This window comes from Mycobacterium appelbergii (assembly GCF_032883035.1).
Classification (GTDB): Bacteria; Actinomycetota; Actinomycetes; order Mycobacteriales; family Mycobacteriaceae; genus Mycobacterium; species Mycobacterium appelbergii.
The window spans coordinates 102,629-125,502 of sequence record NZ_JAMQTH010000005.1 but is presented as its reverse complement, the minus strand read 5'-3'; the positions used below and the strand labels follow the sequence as shown (position 1 = coordinate 125,502).

General features: G+C 66.2%; 21 protein-coding genes. 13 read left to right on the top strand and 8 right to left on the bottom strand.

Annotated features, from left to right (window positions below; genetic code table 11):
* Window positions 1–4: 4 nt before the first annotated feature.
* The 7 genes from M1247_RS13040 to M1247_RS13010 all read right to left on the bottom strand — a co-directional run bounded on the left by M1247_RS13040 (window position 5) and on the right by M1247_RS13010 (window position 8,660).
* Window positions 5–955, bottom strand: a complete 951-nt coding sequence (locus M1247_RS13040) for a DUF808 domain-containing protein (RefSeq protein WP_317156763.1) — start codon at window positions 953–955, stop codon at window positions 5–7.
* A gap of 64 nt (window positions 956–1,019) precedes the next feature.
* A complete protein-coding gene (locus tag M1247_RS13035; protein WP_317156762.1) occupies window positions 1,020–2,429 on the bottom strand; it encodes an NCS2 family permease in 1,410 nt (469 codons plus the stop codon).
* 28 nt (window positions 2,430–2,457) lie between these two features.
* Window positions 2,458–3,051, bottom strand: a complete 594-nt coding sequence (locus M1247_RS13030; RefSeq protein ID WP_317156761.1) for a TetR/AcrR family transcriptional regulator — start codon at window positions 3,049–3,051, stop codon at window positions 2,458–2,460.
* An 88-nt stretch (window positions 3,052–3,139) separates the two neighbouring features.
* On the bottom strand, window positions 3,140–4,303 hold the full coding sequence (locus M1247_RS13025; RefSeq protein ID WP_317156760.1) for an acyl-CoA dehydrogenase family protein: 1,164 nt from the start codon (window positions 4,301–4,303) through the stop codon (window positions 3,140–3,142).
* 26 nt (window positions 4,304–4,329) lie between these two features.
* Entirely contained in the window at window positions 4,330–5,136 is an 807-nt protein-coding gene (locus tag M1247_RS13020; RefSeq protein ID WP_317156759.1) for an SDR family oxidoreductase, read from the bottom strand.
* 11 nt (window positions 5,137–5,147) lie between these two features.
* Entirely contained in the window at window positions 5,148–7,238 is a 2,091-nt protein-coding gene (locus M1247_RS13015; RefSeq protein ID WP_317156758.1) for an acetate--CoA ligase family protein, read from the bottom strand.
* Between the two features lie 18 nt (window positions 7,239–7,256).
* Complete coding sequence (locus tag M1247_RS13010) at window positions 7,257–8,660, bottom strand: flavin monoamine oxidase family protein (RefSeq protein ID WP_317156757.1); 1,404 nt, start codon at window positions 8,658–8,660, stop codon at window positions 7,257–7,259.
* Between the two features lie 134 nt (window positions 8,661–8,794).
* Between M1247_RS13010 and M1247_RS13005 the strand changes: the two genes are divergently transcribed.
* The 12 genes from M1247_RS13005 to M1247_RS12950 all read left to right on the top strand — a co-directional run bounded on the left by M1247_RS13005 (window position 8,795) and on the right by M1247_RS12950 (window position 20,336).
* Window positions 8,795–8,959 (top strand): hypothetical protein, encoded by a 165-nt coding sequence (locus M1247_RS13005; RefSeq protein ID WP_317156756.1) that lies wholly within the window; start codon window positions 8,795–8,797, stop codon window positions 8,957–8,959.
* Window positions 8,959–10,440, top strand: a complete 1,482-nt coding sequence (locus M1247_RS13000; protein ID WP_317156755.1) for a cytosine permease — start codon at window positions 8,959–8,961, stop codon at window positions 10,438–10,440. The genes M1247_RS13005 and M1247_RS13000 overlap by 1 nt, the downstream gene beginning before the upstream one ends.
* Window positions 10,441–10,457: 17 nt before the next feature.
* A complete protein-coding gene (locus tag M1247_RS12995) occupies window positions 10,458–11,138 on the top strand; it encodes a sigma-70 family RNA polymerase sigma factor (RefSeq protein WP_317156754.1) in 681 nt (226 codons plus the stop codon).
* Window positions 11,139–11,288: 150 nt separating this feature from the next.
* Entirely contained in the window at window positions 11,289–12,062 is a 774-nt protein-coding gene (locus M1247_RS12990) for an NAD(P)-dependent oxidoreductase (RefSeq protein WP_317156753.1), read from the top strand.
* A 20-nt stretch (window positions 12,063–12,082) separates the two neighbouring features.
* Window positions 12,083–12,811, top strand: coding sequence for a PIG-L deacetylase family protein (locus tag M1247_RS12985; protein ID WP_317156752.1), 729 nt, complete (start codon window positions 12,083–12,085; stop codon window positions 12,809–12,811).
* Window positions 12,808–13,449: an RraA family protein gene (locus tag M1247_RS12980; RefSeq protein ID WP_317156751.1), complete on the top strand. Its 642-nt coding sequence runs from the start codon at window positions 12,808–12,810 to the stop codon at window positions 13,447–13,449. The genes M1247_RS12985 and M1247_RS12980 overlap by 4 nt, the downstream gene beginning before the upstream one ends.
* A 1-nt stretch (window position 13,450) precedes the next feature.
* The gene (locus tag M1247_RS12975; protein ID WP_317156750.1) at window positions 13,451–14,566 is read left to right on the top strand and encodes an ABC transporter ATP-binding protein; all 1,116 of its coding nucleotides are present in this window, start codon (window positions 13,451–13,453) and stop codon (window positions 14,564–14,566) included.
* Window positions 14,563–16,311 carry an ABC transporter permease gene (locus tag M1247_RS12970; protein ID WP_317156749.1) on the top strand — a complete coding sequence of 583 codons (1,749 nt, stop codon included), beginning with the start codon at window positions 14,563–14,565 and terminating at the stop codon, window positions 16,309–16,311. Before M1247_RS12975 ends, M1247_RS12970 begins: the two co-directional genes overlap by 4 nt.
* An 18-nt stretch (window positions 16,312–16,329) precedes the next feature.
* Window positions 16,330–17,436: an ABC transporter substrate-binding protein gene (locus M1247_RS12965; protein WP_317156748.1), complete on the top strand. Its 1,107-nt coding sequence runs from the start codon at window positions 16,330–16,332 to the stop codon at window positions 17,434–17,436.
* A 31-nt stretch (window positions 17,437–17,467) separates the two neighbouring features.
* On the top strand, window positions 17,468–18,106 hold the full coding sequence (locus M1247_RS12960; RefSeq protein ID WP_317156747.1) for a GntR family transcriptional regulator: 639 nt from the start codon (window positions 17,468–17,470) through the stop codon (window positions 18,104–18,106).
* Window positions 18,103–19,161 carry a 4-oxalomesaconate tautomerase gene (locus tag M1247_RS12955; protein ID WP_317156746.1) on the top strand — a complete coding sequence of 353 codons (1,059 nt, stop codon included), beginning with the start codon at window positions 18,103–18,105 and terminating at the stop codon, window positions 19,159–19,161. Before M1247_RS12960 ends, M1247_RS12955 begins: the two co-directional genes overlap by 4 nt.
* The gene (locus M1247_RS12950) at window positions 19,158–20,336 is read left to right on the top strand and encodes an MFS transporter (protein WP_317156745.1); all 1,179 of its coding nucleotides are present in this window, start codon (window positions 19,158–19,160) and stop codon (window positions 20,334–20,336) included. The genes M1247_RS12955 and M1247_RS12950 overlap by 4 nt, the downstream gene beginning before the upstream one ends.
* A gap of 75 nt (window positions 20,337–20,411) precedes the next feature.
* Here the strand turns inward: M1247_RS12950 and M1247_RS12945 are convergent, their stop codons facing one another.
* Window positions 20,412–21,317: a LysR substrate-binding domain-containing protein gene (locus M1247_RS12945; protein ID WP_317156744.1), complete on the bottom strand. Its 906-nt coding sequence runs from the start codon at window positions 21,315–21,317 to the stop codon at window positions 20,412–20,414.
* A gap of 99 nt (window positions 21,318–21,416) precedes the next feature.
* On the opposite strand from M1247_RS12945, the gene M1247_RS12940 reads away from it, so the two are divergent.
* Window positions 21,417–22,871, top strand: coding sequence for an amino acid permease (locus tag M1247_RS12940; protein WP_317156743.1), 1,455 nt, complete (start codon window positions 21,417–21,419; stop codon window positions 22,869–22,871).
* The last annotated feature ends 3 nt before the right edge of the window (window positions 22,872–22,874 follow it).

The window sequence follows — 22,874 nt, the reverse complement described above, 5'->3', positions numbered from 1 at the left end:
AGCCTTAAGCGTCGGCGGCGTGCTTGTCCTTCTTCCCGAACGGCAGCACGTGCACGATCGCCACGACCACCGCGCCCACCACCAGGCCGATCACTGCGGACGCCGCCGTGTTGACCAGCCAGGCCAGCACGCCACCGACGCCGGGCACCGCGTGGTGGACGAGTTCCTCGACGTGGTGGACCAGGCCATATGGCGGATGCCACCCGAGCGTGTCGGTGCCGACGAGCAGGATGTGGCCGCCCACCCAGAGCATCGCCACCGTGCCGATGATGGAGAGCGCGTTCAGCAGTTTGGGCATCCCGGCGACCAGGCCGCGACCGATCTTCTGGGCGAACTTTGATGAGCGTTGTGCCAGGTGCAGGCCGATATCGTCCATCTTCACGATGCCGGCCACCACGCCGTATACCGCGGCGGTGATCACCAGGGCCACCACGACCAGAATGATGAGGCGGGGCCAGAAGGTCTGATCAGCCACTTCGTTGAGCGCGATCACCATGATCTCGGCCGACAGGATGAAGTCGGTGCGAATGGCGCCGGTCACCATGAACTTCTCGGCGTCCCCGCCCGCGGCAGCGGTCGGCGCCGCGTGGTGATCGTGCCCGCGGATCCAGCCCCACACCTTCTCGGCGCCCTCGAAGCAGAGATAAGTCGCCCCGAGCATGAGGATCGGTGTCAGCAGCCCGGGCGCGAACTGGCTGAGCAGCAGCGCGGCCGGCAGGATGAACACGATCTTGTTGCGCAGGGAGCCGATGGCGATCCGCTTGATGATCGGCAGTTCGCGTTGCGCGGCGATACCGTGCACATACTGCGGCGTCACCGCGGTGTCGTCGATGACGACACCTGCGGCTTTGGCGGTGGCACGTCCGGCGGCGGCCCCGATGTCGTCGACGGAGGCGGCGGCGAGTCGGGCGAGCGCGGCGACGTCGTCAAGCAGGCCGAACAGACCCGCGCTCACTGCTGTCTCGCTTCGCGCAAGCGGCTCATCGATTCCCCGTCATGTCTGTGAAGGTTACCGGCCGTCACATGCCGATGAGGGACTCAATCCAGCCACGGGCGAAGTACAACACAAACCCGGCCGCGACGATCCACAGCAGCGGACTGATCTCGCGTGCCTTGCCTGCTGCCGAGCGCAGCACCACCCAGGCGACGAAGCCGACGCCGATGCCGTTGGCGATCGAGTAACTGAACGCCATCGTGGCCACGGTGAGTACGACGGGCAGCGCCACCGAGAACTCCGAGATGTCGATGTGGCGCAGGTGGGAGACCATCATCGAGCCGACGATCACCAGTGCCGCGGCGGCCACCTCGGTCGGCACGATCGAGGCGAGCGGGGAGACGAACATGGCGGCGAGGAACAGGACACCGGTGATCAGGTTCGCGAACCCGGTGCGGGCGCCCTCCTCGATACCGGCGCCCGATTCGATGAACACGGTGTTCGACGACGCCGACGACGAGCCGCCGACGACGGCGCCCGCGCCCTCGACGATCAGCGCCGAACGCAGACGCGGGAACGCGCCCTGTGCGTCGGACAGGCCGGCCTCGCGGGACAGGCCCGTCATGGTGCCCATGGCGTCGAAGAAGTTCGCGAACACCAGCGTGAATACCAGCATGATCGCGGCGAGCGCGCCGATGCGGCTGAAGTCCAGGCTGACCGCGCCGACCAGCGACAGATCCGGCAGCGCGAACGGAGAACCCGACAACGACGGAACCGACAGGCTCCAGCCGCCAGGATTCTCGGTCGCCGATCCGAGGTGCCAGATCGCTTCGACGACTACGGCAACCACTGTGCCGGCGACGAGCCCGATGAGAATGCCACCCCGCACCCGGCGGGCCACCAGGATGCCGGTGACCAGCAGGGTGAACACGAAGATCACCGTGGGCACCGTGTTGATCGAGCCGACGCCACCGGTACCCAGCCCGACCGGAGGCGAGGGCAGTCCGGTGGAGCCGACGAAGCCGGCGTCGACCACACCGATGAACAGGATGAACAACCCGATGCCCGCAGTGATGGCGAGTTTGAGCTGGATCGGCACCGCGTCGAAGACCAGCCTGCGGAGTCCGGTTGCCGCCAGCACCACGATGATCAGCCCGTTGATCACCACCAGCCCCATCGCCTCGGGCCAGGTGACCGATCCGACGACGGTCGTGGCCAGGAAGGAGTTGATGCCAAGGCCGGCGGCGAACGCGAACGGCAGCCGTGCGACGACGCCGAACAGAATGGTCATCACGCCCGCGGCCAGCGAGGTGGTCGCCGATACCTGCGCGAACTCAAGTTTGTTGCCGACGACGTCCGGAGTGCTGGACAGGATGACCGGATTCAGCACGATGATGTAGGCCATCGCGATGAAGGTGACGAGACCGCCGCGGATCTCGGCGGGGATGGTGGAGCCACGCGCTGAGATCTCGAAGAAGCGATCGAGGCGGTTCATAGTTGATGACCCTAAAGTGGGATGGCTGCTACCGTGCGATGACGTCGCGGATGAACTCCTTGATGGTCTTGCGGACAGAGGCCAGAGTGACGGCCCCGGATTCCAGCAGAACCTGGACGGCGAGGCCGTCGAGCATGCTGATCAACATGTTGGCCAGGACCACCGGGTTGCCCGGGCGGGCACTGCCTTCGCGCTGCGCGGTGCGGATCACCTCCGATACGACGTCGCGCCACTGGCCGTACAGCTTTTCGTTGACCGACCGCAGGTGCGCGTCGCGCGTCGCCTCGGCCCACAGGGCCAGCCAGACTTTCCAGGCCCGGCGGGACTGGTCGTCTTTGGGCAGGTAGGACTCGACGAGATCGTTGAGAATGGCCAGGCCGCTCTTTGTCGAGGACAGGAGCGCCTGCCGACGGTTCAGCGACTCGGTGAGGTTGAACTCAAAGGCGGCGTTGATGACGTCTTTTTTGGTGTCGAAGTAGTAGTGCACGGTGCCAGAACTGACACCGGCGGTCTTCGCCACATCTGAGAGCCGCAGGTCTGGAACGCCCACTGTGGCAATGACTTCGCATGCGGCGGTGAGGATCTGTTGTCGTCGCTCGGCCTCCACGCTGGGACGCGGCATCGGTGGTCCCTTCGGATCGCAGTGCTGGTGGTCGTTGCGAGGCGATCATACAAGCCTGATAACTGCGCAGCCGATTAACAACGCAGGATCAGAGGTTGCGAGCGATGACCAACTTCATGATGTCGGAGGTGCCTTCCTCGATCTCTTCGAGTTTGGCGTCGCGCATCCACTGCTCCACCGGATATTCGCGCGAATACCCCCAGCCGCCGAGGGTCTGCACCGCGCCATGGGTGACGAACATCGCCGTCTCCGAGGCGGTGAGCTTGGCCATCGCCGCGATACCGCGTGCAGGCGATCCACTGTCGATGACCCGCGCAGCGTGCAGAACGAGCAGTCTCGCCGATTCGATGCGGGTCGCCATTTCGGCCAGCCGGAAGGCGACGGCCTGGTGCTCGATGATGGGGACACCGAACTGCTTTCGGGTGCGCGCATAGTCGAGGGCGTATTCGTAGGCTGCGCGTGCCGCGCCGACCGCGGCCGCGCCCAGGACCACCCGGGAGATGTCGAACGTGCCCATCAGCCCGTAGAAACCCTGACCTTCATCGCCGAGCCGGTTCTCCTCGGGAACGAAGGCGTCATCGAAAAACATTTCCCGGCATACGATTGCGCGCTGTCCCATCTTCTTCATCGGTGCGCCGAACGCCATTCCCTCGGTGTCCTTGTTGAGCAGGAACGCCGAGACCCCGGCTGAGCGTTTGGTCGGATCCGTCTTGGCGAAAACCACATAGAATTCGGCCGCTCCGGCGTTGGAGATCCACGCCTTCTGGCCGGACAGTCGGTAGCCCCCGTCGACGCGTGTGGCGGTGGTGGAGATGGACGCGGCGTCGGAGCCGGATTCGGGTTCGGTGGTCGCCAGCGCGGTCATCGGGCTCTTCGGCCCGGTGAGGGGCGCGAGCCAGGTCTTCTTCTGCTCCTCGGTGCCCAGCACCATGATCGGATCGGAGAAAAATCCGTTCGAGCAGACCAGGTTTCCGATCCCTGGATCACCCCAGCACAGCTCTTCCTGTACCAGGCACTGCGTGAACACGTCGGTGAAACCCCCGCCGCCGTACTCCTCGGCGATCATGAAATCGGTGATCCCCACCGCGGCGGCCTTCTCGAAGATGTCGACCGGTGTGACGACGTCGGCCTCATCGACCTCGCGGCCGCGGGGCCGGATCTCCTTCGCAGCGAATTCGCGGCACAGCGAGATGATCTGACGCTGCTCGTCACTGAGCGGCCAAGCCGGAATGTTGGTGGTATCGATGGGCATAAAGGTCTCCTGTGTTGGTTGTCGGGTCAGTCGGTGCTGCGGGTACCGGTGTAAATCGGTTTTCCCAGCCATTGGCCGCCGTCGGCCACCATGACGTCGCCGGTGACGTAGCCCGCTCGGTCGCTGAGCAGAAACGCCGCCGATTCGGCGATCTCGTCGGGCGTGGCGAAGCGGCCCGCGGGGACGCTGGCGAGCACGTGGTGTCGGGCATCGGGGGTACCCCACAATGCGGCACCTGCCCCTGCGGTCTCGGTGGGTCCGGGGGCAATGCAGTTCAATCGCACTCCACGACTGGCCCATTCGACTGCCAGCGTGCGGGTCATCGCGACCACGCCACCCTTGGCGGCTGCGCTGTGCACAGTGCCCGGATGACCGTGCCAGGCATAACTGGCGACCACATTGACGATAGTGCCGCGGCCGGCGGCGAGCATGTGCCGACCGGCTGCGAGAGTGCAGTAGAAGGTTCCGTTGAGCACGATGTCGGTGACGGCCTTCCACCCGTTCGGCGACAGCTCCTCAGCCCGGGCGATGAAGTTTCCCGCCGCATTGTTCACCAGCGCGTCGATGCGACCGAACCGTTCGACGACATTGTCGACGACCTGCGTGACATTGTCCGGATCGCGCACGTCGCAGACGATGGTCTCGGCGGTTCCACCCAGGTCGGCCACGCGCTGGGCTGTCTCGTCCAGGGTGTCCTGGCGTCGGCCCAATACGGCGACGGTGCCACCCGCGGCCACCCACCGCAGTGCGATGGCTTGTCCGATGCCCGAACCACCGCCGGTGACGAGTGCCACCCGTTCGGCGAATTCGGTTGTGGTGTCCAGAAGTTTCATACCGGTCTCCTCTACGTGGAAATGGTGTTGGCAGCAGTGGCATCTCGACGTGCAGTGGCCAACGCATCGACCGCGAGTGGGCCGTCTGCGGTGACCCGCACCGGGTTCAGTTCGATCTCGTCGATGTCGGGCCTCCCGGCGATCACCTGCGATACGGCTGCCACCAGGTCGGCGAGTGCGTCCAGGTTCGCCGCAGGCCGTCCGCGCCAGCCGTGCAGCAATGGCGCACACCGCAGTCGTTCGATCATGCTCCGTGCCAAGGACGGTGACACCGGCGCGATTTCGAGGCAGACGTCGCGGTGCAGTTCGGCTTCGGTGCCGCCGGCGCCGACGACCACGATGGGACCGATGCCCGGGTCCCGGCGCGCGCCGACCAATATTTCGACGGCCGAGGGGCGGGTGTCCTGCGCTTCGACGACGTAGTCACCGTCTCCCAGCTGCGCGCGCATGTCATCGAATGCGACAGCCACTTGCGTCGGTGTGGTGAGATCCGTTACCACGCCGCCGACTTCACTCTTGTGATCGATCCAGCCCGCCTTGAGCACGACCGGCATGCTCAGCTGGCGAGCGGCCTGCCGGGCCTCGTCGGAACCGCGGACCAGGTGGCCGCTGGGAAACCTCACCCCGGCCTCCGACAGCAGTGCGCGGGCTGCCCAGTAACCGGGGCGGACGGGCAGGGTGCTTGCTCCGGCGGATATGGCGGGCGCGTCACGGCGGTGCGCGTTGGCACCTGCGATCGCCGACAGGCTGAGCACGGCCGATTCGATGCGGTCGTAGGAGGGCACGCCGCTGCGCAGCATCTCCTGTACAGCAGTGGTATCAGCGCCCATGGTGTGTATCGCGACCGGTGAGCCGGCTGTGTGGGCAAGCCGACCCATCCGTCGGATGACAGCGTTCTCAGTGTCACTCAATGATTCGATGTCGCGGCCATAACAGCCGAAATAGCCTGTCAGTATCACCGCGTCCACCTCGGTGGAGTCGATGAGTGCCGTCGCGATCTCCGCGTATGCGTTGAGGTTCTGTTCGCCGGCGCCCGCCAGGTCGACCGGGTTACTGGTGGCCGCACCGGCCGGAAGTTGTTCTGCCAGTTCGCGGGTGAGCACCTCGGAGAACGGCACGACATCGAGGCCTTGTGCGGTCGCCACGTCGGCGGCGATGCCGCTCTGGCCGCCACTGTCACCGACAATGGCCACGCGACGACCGCGCGGGGTGGGCGACGCCAGGCACATGCGGGCGATGTCGATGACCTCGCCAGGGGTGCCGGCCCGGATGGCTCCTGCCTTACGGCATGCGGCGTCGACGACGTCGCTCGGTGACGTCAGCGATCCGGTGTGTGAACGTGCGAGCCGGGTGCTGGCGACGCTCGCGCCCACGGTGAGCAGGATGGTGGGTTTACCCGATGATCTGAGGACGCTGAGCGTTTCGAACAGGCATTCACCGTCGGTAAAGCTCTCGAGATAGAGCGCGACCACACGGGTCTTCTCGTGATGGGCCAGGTCCCTGAGCAGTTCTGTCGCGGTGACATCGGACTGATTGCCGATCGAGACGAACCGGGATACCCCAAGACCGTGCCGGCCACCGAGTTCCGCCAGCTCGGATCCGAGCTGCCCACTCTGGGACACGATCGCCAGCGGGCCCGGTCTCATGGTGCCCCACAACAGTTGCAGCTCGGTGCTCGCGTCGTAGATCCCGAGGCTGTTGGTACCGACCAGCCGCGCGCCGTGCGCGGTGATCTTGCGAGAGAGGGCTGCTTCGTCGGCCACTCCCGAACTGATCCCGAGGAATCCGCGCACCCCGCACTGCAAGGCCTCATCGACTACGGCCGGGACGTGAGCGGCTGGCACGCACAGGGCCACGAGTTCAGGGGTTTCCGCCAGATCGGATATGCGTGGTACACATCGTTCGCCGAGGACTTCGGGGGCGCGGCTGTTGATGAGGTGTACGTCGCGTCGGTGCCTTCCGCGCAGGGCGCCGGAGGCCAACCAGTAACCCCACTTGGCCGGGTCCGCGGATGCCCCGAGCACCGCGACGGAGGCCGGGTCGGAGAACATCTCGAGGCCGGACCGCGTGACTCGGGCGGCGGGTGGCTGTGTCAGTCCCATCTGCTGGTATTCCTCATCTCAGTGCCCGCGCAGCGCGGTGGCGATCTCGTCGGCGGCCCGTTGTCCGGAGGAGATGGCGCCGTCGATGTAGCCGTTCCAGACCGAAGCGGTTTCGGTGCCTGCCCAGTGGATCCGGCCGCAGGGATTGCGCCATCCGGTGGCGCCGTGCTCGAACCACACACCGGGGGCAGGGTTCGCGGCGTAGCCGCCGAATGCCCAGGGGTCTTCGGTCCAGATTTTCTCGGTGTACTGGTCGGGGTCGCCCGCACGCGGGCCGAACAGCTTTTGGAGTGTGGACAACACCTCTGCGCGCCGCTCATCGGCCGGTCGGGCAGCCCAATGGCGGAGTCGGTCGGCGTAGACGAATGCGACCAGCACGCCGCATTCGGCGCCGGCCGGTGAGTTGTCGAACACCACGCCCACGGATGGATCGCCATAGACGGTGCCTTGTCCGGACAGCCCCTGGTCACGCCAGAACGGAGTGTCGTACACGGCGTGGACCTTCGCGACGTCGCCCATCGGGTTCCGTGTCATCCACCGGTTGCGCGATGCGGGCAGTGGCGGGTTGAAGCTGATCCGCACCGCTGCCCCGGGGGCGGCCGCGACGACGACGCGGTGTGCCGACACCGTGCCCCGGTCGGTCCGGATCTGCACGCCGGCGCCTGTCTGGTCGACCTGGCGCACAGGCGCGTTGACGTGCACCCGGTCGCCGAGATGTTCGGCGATGGCCAGCGCCACCGATTGCGCACCGCGCACGAAACGCCGGTCCTGAGCGCAGCCCGCGGTCTCCATCAGCTGCTCGTAGCCGCCGGCGGAGGCCACGTAGAACAAGAAGTGGAACAGTGAGATGTCGCGCGGTTCGACCGTCCAGACACCCTGCACCGACAGCGCCAGCCGTGTCCGCACATCGTCGTCGGCCGTGATGGATGCGAAGAACGAATGTACGGTTTGGCTGTCCCAGTCCTCGAGATGCTTGGTGGCGGTGGGACTGTCGAGGTCGATCGTCCGCGCGAGGGTGTCGATCTGCTCGATCGCGTCCTCGTATGCGGTGACTCCGAAGCCGTCAACCGGTCCGGAACCGCGGAATGGGCGGCATACTCCGTCCTGCCACAGTTCCAGGTAGTCGCCGGTGTCGTAGGTGGGGAAGGTGGGGCAGCCGAAGCGTGCTGCGGCGGCGATGAGGTGGCGCTGGGTCGGACCGACCCATTGACCGCCGTGGTCGATGATCAGGCCGCCGTCCAACTCCTCGGACAGCACGCGGCCGCCGACGCGGTCGGACCCCTCCAGGACCAGGACGTCGATGCCTTGGTCCTGCAGCGACAGCGCTGCAGACAGCCCTGCGTAACCGGCGCCGACGACCACCACGCTTGCCGCCGGGGGAAGGGCTTGTGCCAGGGGGGCGGCTGTGTCCTGAGTCACCATGGTTTAGCAGCTTACAATAATTGGCCCGCCAGTCAACTATTAATTCCGGGTCGCAAAGACCTCCTTGACAATTCGTGACCCCCGCCACACACTGCTTTAATCTGGCCCGCCAATCAGGAATGAGGCACACCCGGGTGCACGAACAAGAGCTCGACGATCAGCTTCAACGCCGCATCGCACTCCTCGAATCATCGGACAGCGCTGAGCATTTGGTGGACGATCTGCCGATCAGCGACATCGCGATGTGCGTGATTGCGCTCGCGTTCGCCACTGTCGTACTGCTTTGGTGGGCGTACTGATGGCCGACACCGGGCAACTCGGGTCGCCCACACAAGCACCGCACGGTCGATTCGACCCCACGATCACCGACCTGCCGCTGTTGCGAGGCGAGCGGATCTGGAACTTCTGGCAGCACTCAGCGGTCAACGCCGGGCTGGCGGTCGCCACCTGGGCGTTTCTCCAGGGCGCGGCCGTTGCCTACTACGTCGGCGTGAAGCAGGCGATTGCGGCGATGATCATCGGCTACGGCATCAGCGTGCTGTTGGTCGCCCTGGCGCCGTGCCTGCCATCGGTGAAGTACGGGATCGAACAGTTCGTGGGCATCCGCAGCACCTTCGGGGAACGTGGGGCCCGGATCGTGATGGTCGCGGTTTCGACACTGCTGGCGGCGGCCTGGTCTGCGGTATTGGCGATCATGTTCGGGCACGGGCTCGTGACGGTCGTCAACAACGTCTTCGGCATCGCACTGCCCGAAACCGGTGTTGCGGCAAGCATCATGGCTCTTATCGCGATTGTCGTATCTTGGCTGATCCTGTCGCGGGGGCCTGTCTCGGTCGAAGCGTTCTGCCGCGCGATCGCGCCCGTGCTCATCCTCATCGTCGTCGGCGTGATCGTCATCGTGTTCTCGCGCTACTCGTGGTCGGAGTTGACCGCGCTGGCGCCACTCGGTGGCATCAGTGACGACCCGCACTTGAGTTTCATGCTTGCCATCGAGTTGAACCTGGCGGGCGGATTCGCGTGGTGGCCGAATCTCGGGAATCTGGCGCGCCTCACCAAAACGTCCCGAGCCGCCTTCTGGCCCAACTGGATCGGCGTCTTCGCGGCGTCGGCGGTCGCCGCAGCCGTGGGTGTGCTCGCGGCGCTCTCGCTACAGGTCGAAGATCCCACCCAGTGGTTTATTCCGCTTGCCGGTGTCGTGCTGGGCATCATCGCCCTGATCGTGGTGTGCCTGGCGAACGTGACCGCGATCCTGTCGCAGGGGTACGCATCGATGGTCGCCCTGAAAGGCGGCGGCGGCGCGCTGCTTCGCAAGACTGCATGGCCTCTGCTCGGCGTCGTCATTCTCGGGCCTGCGGCGGTTCTGGTCTTCTTCCCGGCCGCGGTGTACGAGAATTACGGTCGCTTCGTGTCGTGGGGTGCGATCCTGCTGGCCCCGATGTGCGCCGTGCAGATTGTCGACTTCTTCATCCTGCGCCGGCGCCAGATCAGCGTCCGAGCGCTGTACCAGCCTGTCGGTGAATCGCCTTACAGCTATTGGAAGGGCGTCAACGTCGCGGCTTTCGTCGCCATCGGCGCCGGTGCGCTCGCCTACGCGTTACTGTTGAACCCGGTCGACTACGAACCGGCGGCTGTGTTCCGCTACACGACGGCATCACTACCCGCTTTCGGAGTGGCCGCTATCGTGCATTACCTGCTCACGCGCTTGATCGTGATGCCCCAGGGCCTGGGTGGCTACCCGCGGCCGTCGTCGAACGGAGCCCTTGACCTCAAGTCCACTTGAGGAGTCATGCTCCAGGTATGACAGTTGCTCGGGATTCTTCCGGCGGTCCGGCCGCGGCGTCGGATGCTGACGGTCTGACCGCGCGGTTCAACCGTGATGTACTGCCGCAGCTGGACCAACTCTATGGCGCCGCCCGCCGCTACAGTCGCCGTCCCGCCGATGCGGAGGACCTCGTTCAGGAAACGGTGCTCAAGGCGTACAACAGCTTTCACACATTCCGCGACGGCTCCAACATCCGGGCCTGGTTGTTCAGAATCATGACCAACACATGGATCAACTCCTACCACGTTGCACAGCGACGACCGGATGAGGTGCTGTCCGACTCCTTCAGCGATGCGCAATTGGCAGCGGTGGGGCGGCATTCGGCGGGGGCGTTGCCGTCGGCCGAGGTCGCCGCGCTTGAGGCCATGGGAGACGAGGAGGTCAGGGAGGCGTTGGGCGCGTTGCCGGAGCCGCAGCGCATGGTGGTCTACTACGCCGACGTGGAAGGTTTCCGGTACAGGGAGATCGCCGAGATCCTGGATGTGCCGGTGGGCACGGTGATGTCCAGGCTGCATCGTGCGCGCCGCAGCCTGCGCGCACTCCTTGTCGATGCCGGGGTCAGGCGCGGATATATCGACCGGGATTCCGTTCACCCAGATCAACGAAATGGTCGATCTCCCGGTGGTTCTGCCGCCACATCGTTGATGTCGGCGTAGATGTCGGCGCCGCGCCTGCAATCGCCAGCGCGGCGCCGGACGGTGCCTCACCAGCGCTAACAATATTGTCAGCAAAGTCGTTGACGAAATTGTTAACAATCCCGTACGGTGGCTTGAGTCACATCACCGAGGGATTCCGGGAGAAGCCACATGTCGAAGGTCGCCGTCGTCGGACTGGGTGAGGCGGGCGCGCTGTATGCGCGCGGCCTCCGAGACGCCGGATTCGACGTCGCCGGCTACGACCCGTTCACGCGACTCGACGAGCCCGGCATCGCGCAGTACGACGGCCTCGCCGACGCAGTGGCCGGCGTCGACCTCGTCATCACCCTCGTGGGGGCGGGCGCGGCGCGGAAAGTCACCGGGGACGTGCTCGCCCACGCCGCGGCTGGAACCTTGCTTGCCGATTTCAACACCGGCGGCCCTGAACTCAAGGCCACGCTGGCCGAAGCTGCCGGGTTGACGGGCGTGCGCTTCGTCGACGTCGCGGTACTCGCCCCGGTGCCGCGTGCGGGCGCCCGCACTCCGCTGATGGTCAGTGGCGCCCACGCCGAGGCGTTCGTCGAGCTGTTCGCCCCCACCGGCGCTCCTGTCGAGGCGATCGGCGGCGAGCCGGGAGATGCCGCCTCCCGCAAGCTGATTCGCAGCGTCTTCATGAAAGGCCTGGCGGCGGTGGTGCTCGAAAGTGTCGGTGCCGCAGAAGCTGCCGGCTGCGAGCGGTGGCTGCGTGACCAGATCGCCGACGAGCTCTCGGGCGACGCCTGTGCCCTCATCGACCGGCTGATCGACGGTTCCCGCGCCCACGCCGCGCGCCGCATCCACGAAGTAACCGATGCCCGCGACTACCTCGAGAGCATTGACCAACCCGCCTGGACCATGCAGGCTGCCCGGTCCTGGCTGTCCAGCCTGGACGGCACGAACGCGTAATCGAAAGGGATAGCACGACTATGGGAGACCCTGTGGAAGCCAAACGACTTCTCGTGGTTGGCGCACACAGCGCTGATTTCGTCTGGCGCGCCGCCGGAGCGATCGCCAAACACACTGCGGCCGGAGGTGAAGCCCGCGTCGTCGCGTTGTCCTACGGTGAGCGCGGCGAGTCCGGTGAGTTGTGGAAGGAGCCTGGTCAGACCGTCGACAATGTCAAACGTCACCGGCATGCCGAGGCGACCGAGGCGGCCGACGCCGTCGGCGCGAGCTTCGAATGCTTCGACCTCGGCGACTATCCGCTGGAGGTCGGTCCGGAGGCGATCGAGCGGCTCGCCGAATTGATGCGCGACTTCAAACCGCACGTCGTCCTCACCCATCCTGACAAGGACCCGTTCAACCCCGACCATCCGGTCGCCAACGTAGCGGTGTCGAAGGCCAGGCTCCTGACCGCGGGTGCGGTCGTCGAAGCGGGCTTCCGTACCGCTCCGCCCAGTGAGTTCCTGGTTTTTGAACCGCACCAGCCGGAGCTGTGCGGATTCACGCCGAGTGTCTTCGTCGACATCAGCGATGTCTTCGAGCTCAAAGTCAAGGCGATGTCAGCGATGCGAGCCCAGTCCTACCTGCAGCAGTACTACGCCGAACGGGCCGATCATCGCGGGAACCACGCCCGAAAGGTGACCGGTCGCAAGCAGATCAGGCAGGCTGAGGCATTTCAGCGGCTCGTGCCGAACGTGGTGGAGGCGCTGTGACCGAGCTGGCCATCGCCGCCGACTTGCTGGCCGAGTTGCGCCGGTCCGGGGTCGCGACCGTCTACGAGGCCCGCGGCAGGCAGGGTCTGGTCGATGCCGACTTCATCCAGCTGCTGCCCGGCAGCCGTGCCGCCGGGCCGGCCCGCACGGTGCGGTGCGCGCAGGACGACAACCGGGGAGTGCACGAGTTGGTGGCCCGGATCCAGCCGGGTGAGATCGCGGTGCTCACCATGCCCGACCCGAAACCGGTGGCGCTCATCGGGGATCTGCTGGTCACACAGCTCCGCGAACGCGGTGTGGCCGCGATCCTCGTCGACGCGGGCGTGCGCGACGTGGAGGAGCTCCGGTCGATGGGTGTTCCCATCTGGACGCGCTGGATCCGTATCCGCGGTGCCACCAAGGACACCCGCGGCGAGGTCGACGCGGCCGTCGAGGTCGGCGGCGCGGGCATCCGTACCGGTGACGTCGTGATCCTCGACGCCGACGGGGTCGTGGTGGTGCCCGCCGACGAAGCTGAGCGTGCGGTGGAACTCGCGCACGCCCGTGAAGCCAAGGAGGCGGCCTCACGCGCCAAGTATCTCGACGGGCATATCTCATACGACCTGTACGGCTTCCGCGCCGAGGACGAAGGGAACTGACATGGACATCCGCGTCGAGGGGCTCGTGCTGCGTTACGGCGATGCGGTGGCGGTGCGCGACCTTGATCTCAGCGTCGGCGACGGTGAATCGCTTGTGCTGCTGGGGGAGTCAGGTTGCGGAAAGACCAGCACGATGCGGTGTGTCGCGGGGCTGGAGCGGCCGAGCGCAGGCCGTATCAGTGTCGGAGGCGAGGTGTTGTTCGACGCCGAGCGTGGCGTCGAACGACCGCCGCACAAGCGAAACATCGGCATGGTCTTCCAGTCCTACGCCATCTGGCCGCACATGACCGTGTTCGAGAACGTCGCATTCCCGCTCACCATGCAGCGCGTCGGCAAGGCCGACCTGACCCGTCGGGTCGGGGAGACGCTGGAGCTCGTCGGGCTGGACGGATTCGGCGACCGCGGTGCCAGCCTGCTCTCCGGCGGCCAGATGCAACGCGTGGCCCTGGCCCGCAGCCTCGTGATGCAACCATCGGTGATGCTGCTCGACGAGCCGCTGTCCAATCTTGATGCGCGCCTGCGCCACCGACTGCGTGGTGACCTGCGGGAGTTGCAGACCCGACTCGGCCTCACCTCCGTCTATGTCACTCATGATCAGGAAGAAGCACTGGCCCTGGCAGACCGCATTGCGATGATGCAGCACGGCCGCATCGTGCAGATCGGCAGGCCGAACGAGATCTATGCCAAACCGCTCAGCGCTGCCATCGCCGACTTCCTCGGCGTGGGCAACATTCTGCCGGTAGAGCCCATCGATTCGACCGGCGTGCGCATCAGCGATACCGGTGTAACACTCTCGGTCGCACCGTATGACGATGCCGCAGACCTCAAAGCCTGCATTCGCGGCGAGGACATCGCTGTCGGCGACGACATTGCCGCAGGCATGAACGTGCTCGAGGGCCGACTGCTCATGAAGGAGTTCCTCGGCGCCAGCGCGACCTATCGGGTGGCGCTCGCGGACAACGCGGAAATCGAGATCATCGGCAGCAAGCACCGACAGCTCGCGGCCGCAACCGGCGACACCGTGCGGGTCGGCATACCGGCGGACGCCGTGCAGGTGCTGCCCCAGGATGTCGGCCAGGCGACGGCACCGGCAGCAGTGAAGGCCTCCGCGTCATGACCACGCAGCTGATGGAAGCGCCGGCGCCGGAAGCTCCGGACATACCCGACACCAAGAAGTTTCGGCGACCGTCGCTGCTGACCATCGGGCTGTACGCGGTCCTGGCGATCCTCATCGTGTTGCCGGTCGCGCTCGTGGTGCTCTCCGCATTCACCACGACCACACCGCGTCCCGGCAACATCGACCTGTCCGGACTGACATTCGACAACTTCGCGGCCGTGTTCGGCCCCGGCGCCCGGCAGGCCGCGCTGAACTCGCTGCTGATCGGCATCGGCGCGTCGGTGCTGGCACTGGCCATCGGTGGTTTCCTGGCGTTCGTCACCGCCCGCACCAACGTGCGGGGCGCACGGTTCCTGTACTTCGTCGGCCTGGTGCCGATGTTCCTGCCGTCCTACGTCGGCGCGCTCGCCTGGTCACTTCTCGGCGGGCCGAACGCCGGGCTCCTCAATGTATTTGCCCGCGACCTGAATCTTCCTGCCGTTTTTGACATTTACAATCTCGGCGGGCTCGTCTTCGTGCTGGCGCTCTACTACGCACCCTATGCCTTCCTCCTCACCCACTCGGCGTTCAGCTTGATGAACCCCGATCTGGAAGAGGCCGCGCGTACCCACGGCGCCAAGCCGGCCACCGTACTGCGCAAGGTGACGCTGCCGCTGGCCACCCCGGCCATCCTCGGCGCGGCAATTCTCACGTTCGTGCTCACCGTCGAGAACTTCCCCGTCGCACAGATCACCAGCGGCGGTCAGCTTGACACCTTGCCCACCTACATCTTCCGGTTGATGAACTCCGCGCCTGCGCGGGGCAACGAAGCCGCCGCGGTGGCGATCACCCTCGTCGTCATCGTCCTGCTCGTCACGGCCGTGCAGCGTCGGGTGGTCGCGCGCCGTTCGTTCACGACGGTGGCGGGTAAAGGGATGAAGCTCGGCAAGTTCGACCTCGGCCGGTTCCGTACCCCGGCGTTACTGCTTGGCATCGGCTACTTCATCCTGTCGACCGTGCTGCCGCTGCTGGCCCTGATCTTCGTCACGCTGCACGAATCACCCTATGTAAACAGCATTCTCAGTGCCTTCACCAACGGGCGCATGGGCCTGGATGCCCTCCGGGAAGCAGTGACAAGCGATCTGGTGATGCGGGCGACCGGCAACTCGGTGGTCGTGGCGATCGCGGCCGCCCTGATCGGCACGGTGCTGGCCTTCGTCGTGTCCTATGTGGTCAACCGCACTACCCTGCCGGGGCGCGCGGGCCTGGGCTACCTCAGCATGCTGCCGCTGGCGGTGCCGGCAATCGTGCTCGGCCTGGGGCTGCTGTGGACCTGGCTGATGCTGCCTGTGCCGATCTACGGGACCCTGCTGGTCATGGTGATCGCCTTCGTCGCGGCCCAGATGCCACAGGGCTACCAGGGCGCATCGTCGTCGATCCTGCAGATCCACCAGGACCTGGAAGACAGCGCAGTCATGCACGGCGCCAACCGGACCCGGGCTGTTTTCAAAATCACCGCGCCACTGCTGCGGGTGCCACTGACCTCAACTTTCCTGCTGCTGCTCATGCTTTCGATGCGGGAACTGACGGTGCCGCTGTTCCTGTTCACGACCGACACCAGGTTGCTGTCAATCGTCATCTTCGACGATTTCGAGAACGGCGTCCTGCAGCGGAGCGCCGCCACCAGCCTGGTGTACTGCGTCGTCATCTTCGCGCTGGCCTATCTGGCGCGGCGATTCGGTGCCAACACCAAGAACGCCCACTGACCACAAAGGAGAAGCATTGTGCACAAGAGATTCAGGCGACTGGCGGTAGCAGGAGTCGCGGTGCTCGGACTCGCCCTGGCCGGATGTTCCGGCGGTGGCGGCGATTCGGCGCAGACGAACGAAAACGGTGACCTCGTCATCGATGGTGAACTGATCGCGACCGCCGACGAGCTCGGAAAGGCCCAGCAGGAGGGCAACCTGGTGTTCTACACCGGCGGCAGCGAGCAGTCGGAGAGGGAGGCTGCCGACGCGTTCACCGAGGCCACCGGCATCGGTGTCGAGATCGTGCGGCTGGCGCCCAACCGGCTCAGCGAGCGCATCCTCAGCGAGCAGGCGGCCGGAAAGCTCGGCGCCGACGTCATCCGCATCTCGGGTGAGGATCTGATCGTGGGCATCGCCGACGCGGGCGCGTTCCAGCCGACGACGATCAACAAGGACATCGCCGGCGCGCTCGACCCGGACGCGACATACGACAACGGGTTGTACTTCAACAGCTACGATCGTGTCTACAGCTTCGGCTACAACAACATGGCGGTCGACGAGCAGGACGCGCCGAAGAACTGGCAGGACCTGCTCGACAGCAAATGGTCCGGGAAACTGGGGATCGTGCAGGTGGGTGCCGGAGGTTCGACGACGGCACTGACGCGCTTCCAGATGGGTTCGCTCGGAGATGGTTACCTCAAGGGGTACGCGGCGAACAAGCCACGGATCTTCGACTCGTCGGCGTCGCTGACCGATTCGCTGGCCCGCGGTGAGATCTCAGCCGGACCGGTGCCCATTGCGACCGCCTATGCGTCCACGCTTGAGGGCGCGCCGATCACCATCGCCACCCCGGAAGAGGGCGCCGCCGCCTACCCGTTCTATCTGGGCCAAGCCGCGGGTACCGAACGGTCCGCTGCTGCAACTGTATTCATCAACTGGCTGCTGTCGGCCTCCGGTCAGAAGCTGGCCGCCTCCATCGGCGACTACCCGGTGCACCAGAATATGCCGAACCCGACGATCGGCGACATCGAGTTGCCCGCCGCGAGCTCGGGCTTCCTGCACCGCGCGACCATCGACGAATCGCTGAAGAACCTGGAGCCCGATGCTGATGCGTGGAGGAAGATCTTCGGTTACACCGGCTGAGCGCGAAGTGGATTCGAGGGAAGGAGCGGCGGTGGAGGTCGCGGAGCAGATACGGGCACTCATTCTCAAGGGTGACCTGGTGCCCAACCAGCGATTGGTCGAGGCAGAACTCTGCGAGCAGTTCGGCGCATCCCGCGCGGCAGTTCGCACCGCCCTGGGCGAGCTGACGGTGGAAGGACTCGTCGAGCGGGAACAGAACCGCGGTGCGCGGGTGCGGGTGATCTCGTTCGAGGAGGCAATAGAGATCGCCGAAGTGCGGCGGGCGTTGGAGAGCCTGTGTGCGGGCAAGGCTGCGGCGGCCGTCAACGACGACGAGATCGCCGAGCTCAACGAGATCGGCGTGGCTATGGAGCGTGCCGTAGCCAGTGGCGATCTCGGCGGCTACTCGGCGAAAAACCGTGAGCTGCATGCCCGTATCCACCAGATCAGCGGTCAGCGGACCGCGCTGTCGCTCATCGAGCGGTTGCGCGGACAGAGCGTACGCCAGCAGTTTGCCCTGGCGATGAAGCCGGGGCGGCCCAGCGTCTCGCTCGGCGAGCATCTCGCGATCATCCAGGCGATTGCGCGACGAGATCCGGCTGCCGCCGAGCAGGCCATGGCCGAGCATCTCGACAGCGTCATCCATGCGATGCGCGAGGTACACGCCCAGCAAAGCGTTCCCGTCGCATGACCGGCCAGGGTATCCCGTGCATGGTCATGCGCGGCGGAACCTCGAAAGGCGCATACTTCCTGGCCGAGGATCTACCGCAGGACGACCGCGAGCGTGATGAGTTGTTGTTGCGCATCATGGGCTCACCGGATCCGCGGCAGATCGACGGGATCGGCGGCGCACACCCGTTGACGAGCAAGGTCGCGGTGGTACGAAGGACCGACGAGGGCGTCGACTACCACTTTCTTCAGGTGAGCGTCGACCAGGCGGCTGTCTCGGACCGGCAGAACTGCGGCAACCTGCTCGCCGGGGTGGGTCCGTTCGCGATCGAACGCGGACTGATCGCCGCCGAAGACGGCGGAACGGCGGTGCCGATCCGGATGACGAACACCGGCGGCGGCGCCACGGCCCACGTGCAAACCCCCGGCAGGACAGTCGAGTACGACGGCGACACCGCGATCGACGGGGTGCCCGGCACCGCCGCCGCGATCGTGCTGGACTTCGAGGACACCGCCGGTTCGAGTTGTGGTGCGCTCCTGCCGACGGGTTCAGCGCAGGACGTGATCGCCGACGTGCCCGTCACCTGCGTCGACAACGGGATGCCGACCGTCGTGCTGCGGGCGGGCGATCTCGGCGTACGGGGTGATGAGACGCCTGCCGAACTCGAAGGCGATCAACGCCTGCGGGAGGTGCTCGAGCGGGTGCGGCGGGACGCGGGGAAGCTGATGAACCTCGGTGACGTCACCGCTCTCACGGTGCCGAAGCTGACGATCGTCTCGCCGCCGAAGGCCGGTGGGGTGATCGCGACGCGCACGTTCATCCCCCATCGCGTCCACACGTCGATCGGCGTGCTCGGCGCCGCGAGCGTCGCCGTGGCCGCTGTCCTGCCGGGAAGCGTCGCCTCCGGCATGGCCGTCGCGCCCGACGGCCCGCGGATGCGGATCGAGCACCCTACGGGAGCATTGGAGGTCGAGGTCGAACTGGACGGCACCGGCCCCGACATCGTGGTGCGCCGCACCGCAATCGTGCGGACCGCCCGAAAGTTGTTCGACGGACGCGTCTTTCCGCGGTCGTGACGGGCCGGCCGGGGCGTCCGGCGCTGGCCCTGCTGCTCGTTCACGCGATCTTCGTTCAGATCATCTCGTACGCGTTGCGTCCGGCGATTTCCTACGCAATTCTCGATCTCGGGCACGGGCCGGCCTGGCTGGGTGTCGCGACCGCGGCGTTCGCGGTGCCGCCGCTGCTGCTCGCGGTGCCCGCGGGGCGCTTCGTCGACCGCGTCGGTGAACGCGCCAGCATGGTGCTCGGAGCGCTCGCATTCGTCGGTGCGGGTCTGGTTGCGGTGTTCGTCGGCGCCACGCTCGCGGGCTTGTTGGCCGCGACGATCCTGCTCGGCCTCGGGGTGCTGTGCTCGGTGGTCGCCGAGCAGGCATGGGTCATGCGGGACGCTCCGCCGGGGCGGCTGGACTTCGCGTTCGGCCTCTACACCTTCGCCACCTCCACGGGCCAGATGGCCGGACCGGGGCTCCTGCTGCTACCGTCGGCGAACGCGGCGTCCCCGGCGTTCGGCACCATCGCGTGGACCACCCTCGGGATCGCCGTCGCGGGACTCGCACTCTCACTGGCGATTCCGTCGACTGTGCAGACGCAGGTCACCGATACCAAGCCGGCCGCAATGTGGCCGGTGGCGTCGCGTCTGCTGCGTACCAACGGGGTGAAGTCAGCCCTGGTCACGAGCAGTGTGGTGCTGTCCTCGCTCGACATCGTCCTCGCGTACCTCCCGCTGTTGGCCAGGGAGCGTGAGCTGGCACCGGTGTGGCTGACGGCGCTGTTGGTGACCCGGGGAGTCGCGACGATGGCATCTCGGCTGACCCTGGGTTCGATGACCGGCCGGTTCGGGCGACGGCGGGTGCTCATCGTCGCCGGGGCGGTCGCGGCGGCTTCGCTGATCGCGCTTGTGCTTCCGCTGCCCGCCTTCGCGCTCGTGGGGTGTATGGCGCTGTACGGGCTGGCCGCCGGCACGGTGCAACCGTTGACGATGTCGTGGATGACGCTGGTGACCCCACGCCAGGACCGCGGTGTGGCGGCCTCGCTACGGCTGGTCGGAAACCGGGCCGGGCAGACGGGGATACCGCTCGCGGTCGCCGGCATGTCGGTGGTCGGTGGTGCGGGGCTGGTCTTCGCGGCCACCGGTGCGAGCCTGGTGGCCGCGGCCTGGTTGTCGCGGTGGGCACCGGATGACCAACGTTGACGTTGCCGAGATCAACGCAATGGCTGCTCGGAGCGTCGGCGGGCCACCATTTCGTTGTTCTGGGAGCGGCTGAGATCAGTTCACCGACCGGCAGGTCTCGATGAACGCGGCCGCCGGTCGGGTGAGCTTCGCTCCGGCGAGGGTCACCGCGTTGATGGCGAGCCCCGGGTGGTTGCCGTGCAACGGCCGGGTGATGAATCCCCGGCCTTCGTAGCTGACCGAGATGCGGGTGTGCTGGCTCAGAATCGAATAGCCGAGACGCCGGGCCACGAGTGAGCGCACCAGCTCGAAATTCGTTGCGCGATAACGCACTCGTGGCTCCAGCCCCTCAGCTTTGAACAGGGACAGGAAGTAGTCGCCACCGGGCGGCAGGCTGAACAGGATCATCGGGTGATCGACCAATTGCCGCAGGGACACGCGGTCGTGCTCGCCCAGCGGATGGTCTTCGGCCAGTAGGACATACGGTGGCGCCGCGACGATCACCTCGGTGTTCAGGTCGTCGCGGTGCGCGGACAGGTCCGAGCCGTAGTCGTAGAGCAGGGCGAGGTCCAGGGTGCCGTTGCGCAGGTTGTCGATAAGTCTGTCGTGCGGACCCTCGGTGAAGGTCAGATCAACCCCGGGGAAGCGCACCACGTACTCACTGAGAACCGGTGGCAACACCATCGGCGACAACGTGCTGTAACACCCCACCATGAGGCGGCCGGTGAGCCCGTGCTGGCTCTCCCGCGCCGAGGTCTGCAGGTCGGCGAGGTCGACCAGCAGCCGGCGCGCGTCGACCAGTACCTGCTCGCCGATCCTCGTCGGTCGCACGCCCCGGCGATGCCGCACCAGTACCTGCACGCCGAGCGCCCGTTCCAACTCGCCCAGTGCCATTGACAGCGCCGACTGCGACAGATGCAGGCGCTGCGCCGCCGAGGTCACCGAGCCCTCCTCGACCGCGGCGATGAAGTATTCGAGTTGACGGAGCGTGGCATCAGACATCAAGAAAACCGATCGTTGACTTCAAATAGTTCGACTGTTCAGGGTAGGTGATCGCCGTCATAGTCGACAGGACAACTGATCCTGACGGCAGGAGTTCTCATGAACCAGCACGGTGGAGCGGCGCCACAGTCAACGGCGCCGGACACGGTGCCCGAAGGCGGCGTCACCCCCGAGAGCGGGCTGCGGCGCAGCCTGGACAACCGTCACATCGTGATGATCGCGCTGGGCGGCATCATCGGTGCCGGCCTGTTCGTCGGCAGTGGCGCGGTGATCAACCGGACCGGACCGGCCGCGGTACTCAGCTATGCGCTGTCCGGGGTACTGATGATCCTCGTCATCCGCGCGATCGGCGAAATGGCAGTGGCCCGCCCGTCTTCCGGCTCCGTGGCGAACTTCTCCCGCGAAGGCCTTGGCAATTGGGCGGGGTTCAGCGTCGGCTGGCTCTACTGGTATTTCTGGGTGGTCGTCGCGGCGATCGAGGCGGTGGCCGGGGCGGGCATCCTGGTCAACTACCTGCCCGGAGTGCCCGCGTGGTTGCTCTGCCTCGGCCTGGTGTTGGTGCTCACCGCGATCAACCTCCTCTCGGTCAAGGCCTACGGCGAGGCCGAGTTCTGGTTCGCCTCGATCAAGGTCATCGCGATCATCTTCTTCATCTGTGTCACCGGCCTATTCCTCCTCGGCATGGTGGGCAAGCCGGAAAGCCCCGGTCTGACCAACCTGTTCTCCCACGGCGGCATGTTCCCGTACGGCGTCGTGGCGGCGCTCGTGGGCAGCGTGACGGTGCTGTTCTCGATGGGTGGCGCCGAGATCGCCACGATCGCCGCCGCCGAGTCCAAGAAGCCGGTCGAGTTCGCCGCAAGGGCGACCAAGCAGGTGATGGCCCGGGTGTTCGCCTTCTACGTGCTCTCGATCCTGCTGATCGTCGCCGCCATTCCGTGGGACACCCCGTTCACCGGCGAGAGCATCCGCAGCCCGTTCGCCGTGGTCCTCGAACACATCGGGATCCCCGGAATGTCGGTGGTGATGGAAGCCATCGTGCTTACCGCGGTGCTCAGCTCACTGAACTCGTGCCTCTACATCACCTCACGGATGCTGTTCGCGCTCGCCGAGAAAGGTGACGCACCAAAGGCTCTGGTCAAAGTCAACAGCCGCGGAGTGCCGGTGCGGGCGATCCTGGCCGGCACGTCGATGGGTTATGCCGCGGTGGTGGCGAACTACTTCTTCCCCGAACAGGTCTTCATCTTCCTGATCAACTCGTCGGGTGCGATCCAGCTGATCTACTACATCATCCTCGTCGGCGCCGAGATCCGGCTGCGCCGTCGGCTGGAAGCCACCGATCCCGGCGCACTGCGCATGAAGATGTGGTGCTTCCCGTACCTGTCGTGGTTCTCCATCGCCTGGATGGTCGTCGTTCTCACGCTCATGGCCGTGATCGAGGAGACCCGTTCCCAATTCCTGCTGAGCCTCGTTGCTTTCGGGGTGATCCTGCTCGCCTACCGCATCCGCGCCGCCCGCGGCGCCCAACCGGCCACCGGCCCCACCACCGGCGCCTGAGCG

Bases quoted from the DNA above. Each gene is read 5' to 3' on its own strand.
- M1247_RS13035 (WP_317156762.1), bottom strand. From the start codon at position 2,429: ATGAACCGCCTCGATCGCTTCTTCGAGATCTCAGCGCGTGGCTCCACC.
- M1247_RS13030 (WP_317156761.1), bottom strand. From the start codon at position 3,051: ATGCCGCGTCCCAGCGTGGAGGCCGAGCGACGACAACAGATCCTCACC.
- M1247_RS13025 (WP_317156760.1), bottom strand. From the start codon at position 4,303: ATGCCCATCGATACCACCAACATTCCGGCTTGGCCGCTCAGTGACGAG.
- M1247_RS13020 (WP_317156759.1), bottom strand. From the start codon at position 5,136: ATGAAACTTCTGGACACCACAACCGAATTCGCCGAACGGGTGGCACTC.
- M1247_RS13015 (WP_317156758.1), bottom strand. From the start codon at position 7,238: ATGGGACTGACACAGCCACCCGCCGCCCGAGTCACGCGGTCCGGCCTC.
- M1247_RS13010 (WP_317156757.1), bottom strand. From the start codon at position 8,660: ATGGTGACTCAGGACACAGCCGCCCCCCTGGCACAAGCCCTTCCCCCG.
- M1247_RS13000 (WP_317156755.1), top strand. From the start codon at position 8,959: ATGGCCGACACCGGGCAACTCGGGTCGCCCACACAAGCACCGCACGGT.
- M1247_RS12995 (WP_317156754.1), top strand. From the start codon at position 10,458: ATGACAGTTGCTCGGGATTCTTCCGGCGGTCCGGCCGCGGCGTCGGAT.
- M1247_RS12990 (WP_317156753.1), top strand. From the start codon at position 11,289: ATGTCGAAGGTCGCCGTCGTCGGACTGGGTGAGGCGGGCGCGCTGTAT.
- M1247_RS12985 (WP_317156752.1), top strand. From the start codon at position 12,083: ATGGGAGACCCTGTGGAAGCCAAACGACTTCTCGTGGTTGGCGCACAC.
- M1247_RS12975 (WP_317156750.1), top strand. From the start codon at position 13,451: ATGGACATCCGCGTCGAGGGGCTCGTGCTGCGTTACGGCGATGCGGTG.
- M1247_RS12970 (WP_317156749.1), top strand. From the start codon at position 14,563: ATGACCACGCAGCTGATGGAAGCGCCGGCGCCGGAAGCTCCGGACATA.
- M1247_RS12955 (WP_317156746.1), top strand. From the start codon at position 18,103: ATGACCGGCCAGGGTATCCCGTGCATGGTCATGCGCGGCGGAACCTCG.
- M1247_RS12945 (WP_317156744.1), bottom strand. From the start codon at position 21,317: ATGTCTGATGCCACGCTCCGTCAACTCGAATACTTCATCGCCGCGGTC.
- M1247_RS12940 (WP_317156743.1), top strand. From the start codon at position 21,417: ATGAACCAGCACGGTGGAGCGGCGCCACAGTCAACGGCGCCGGACACG.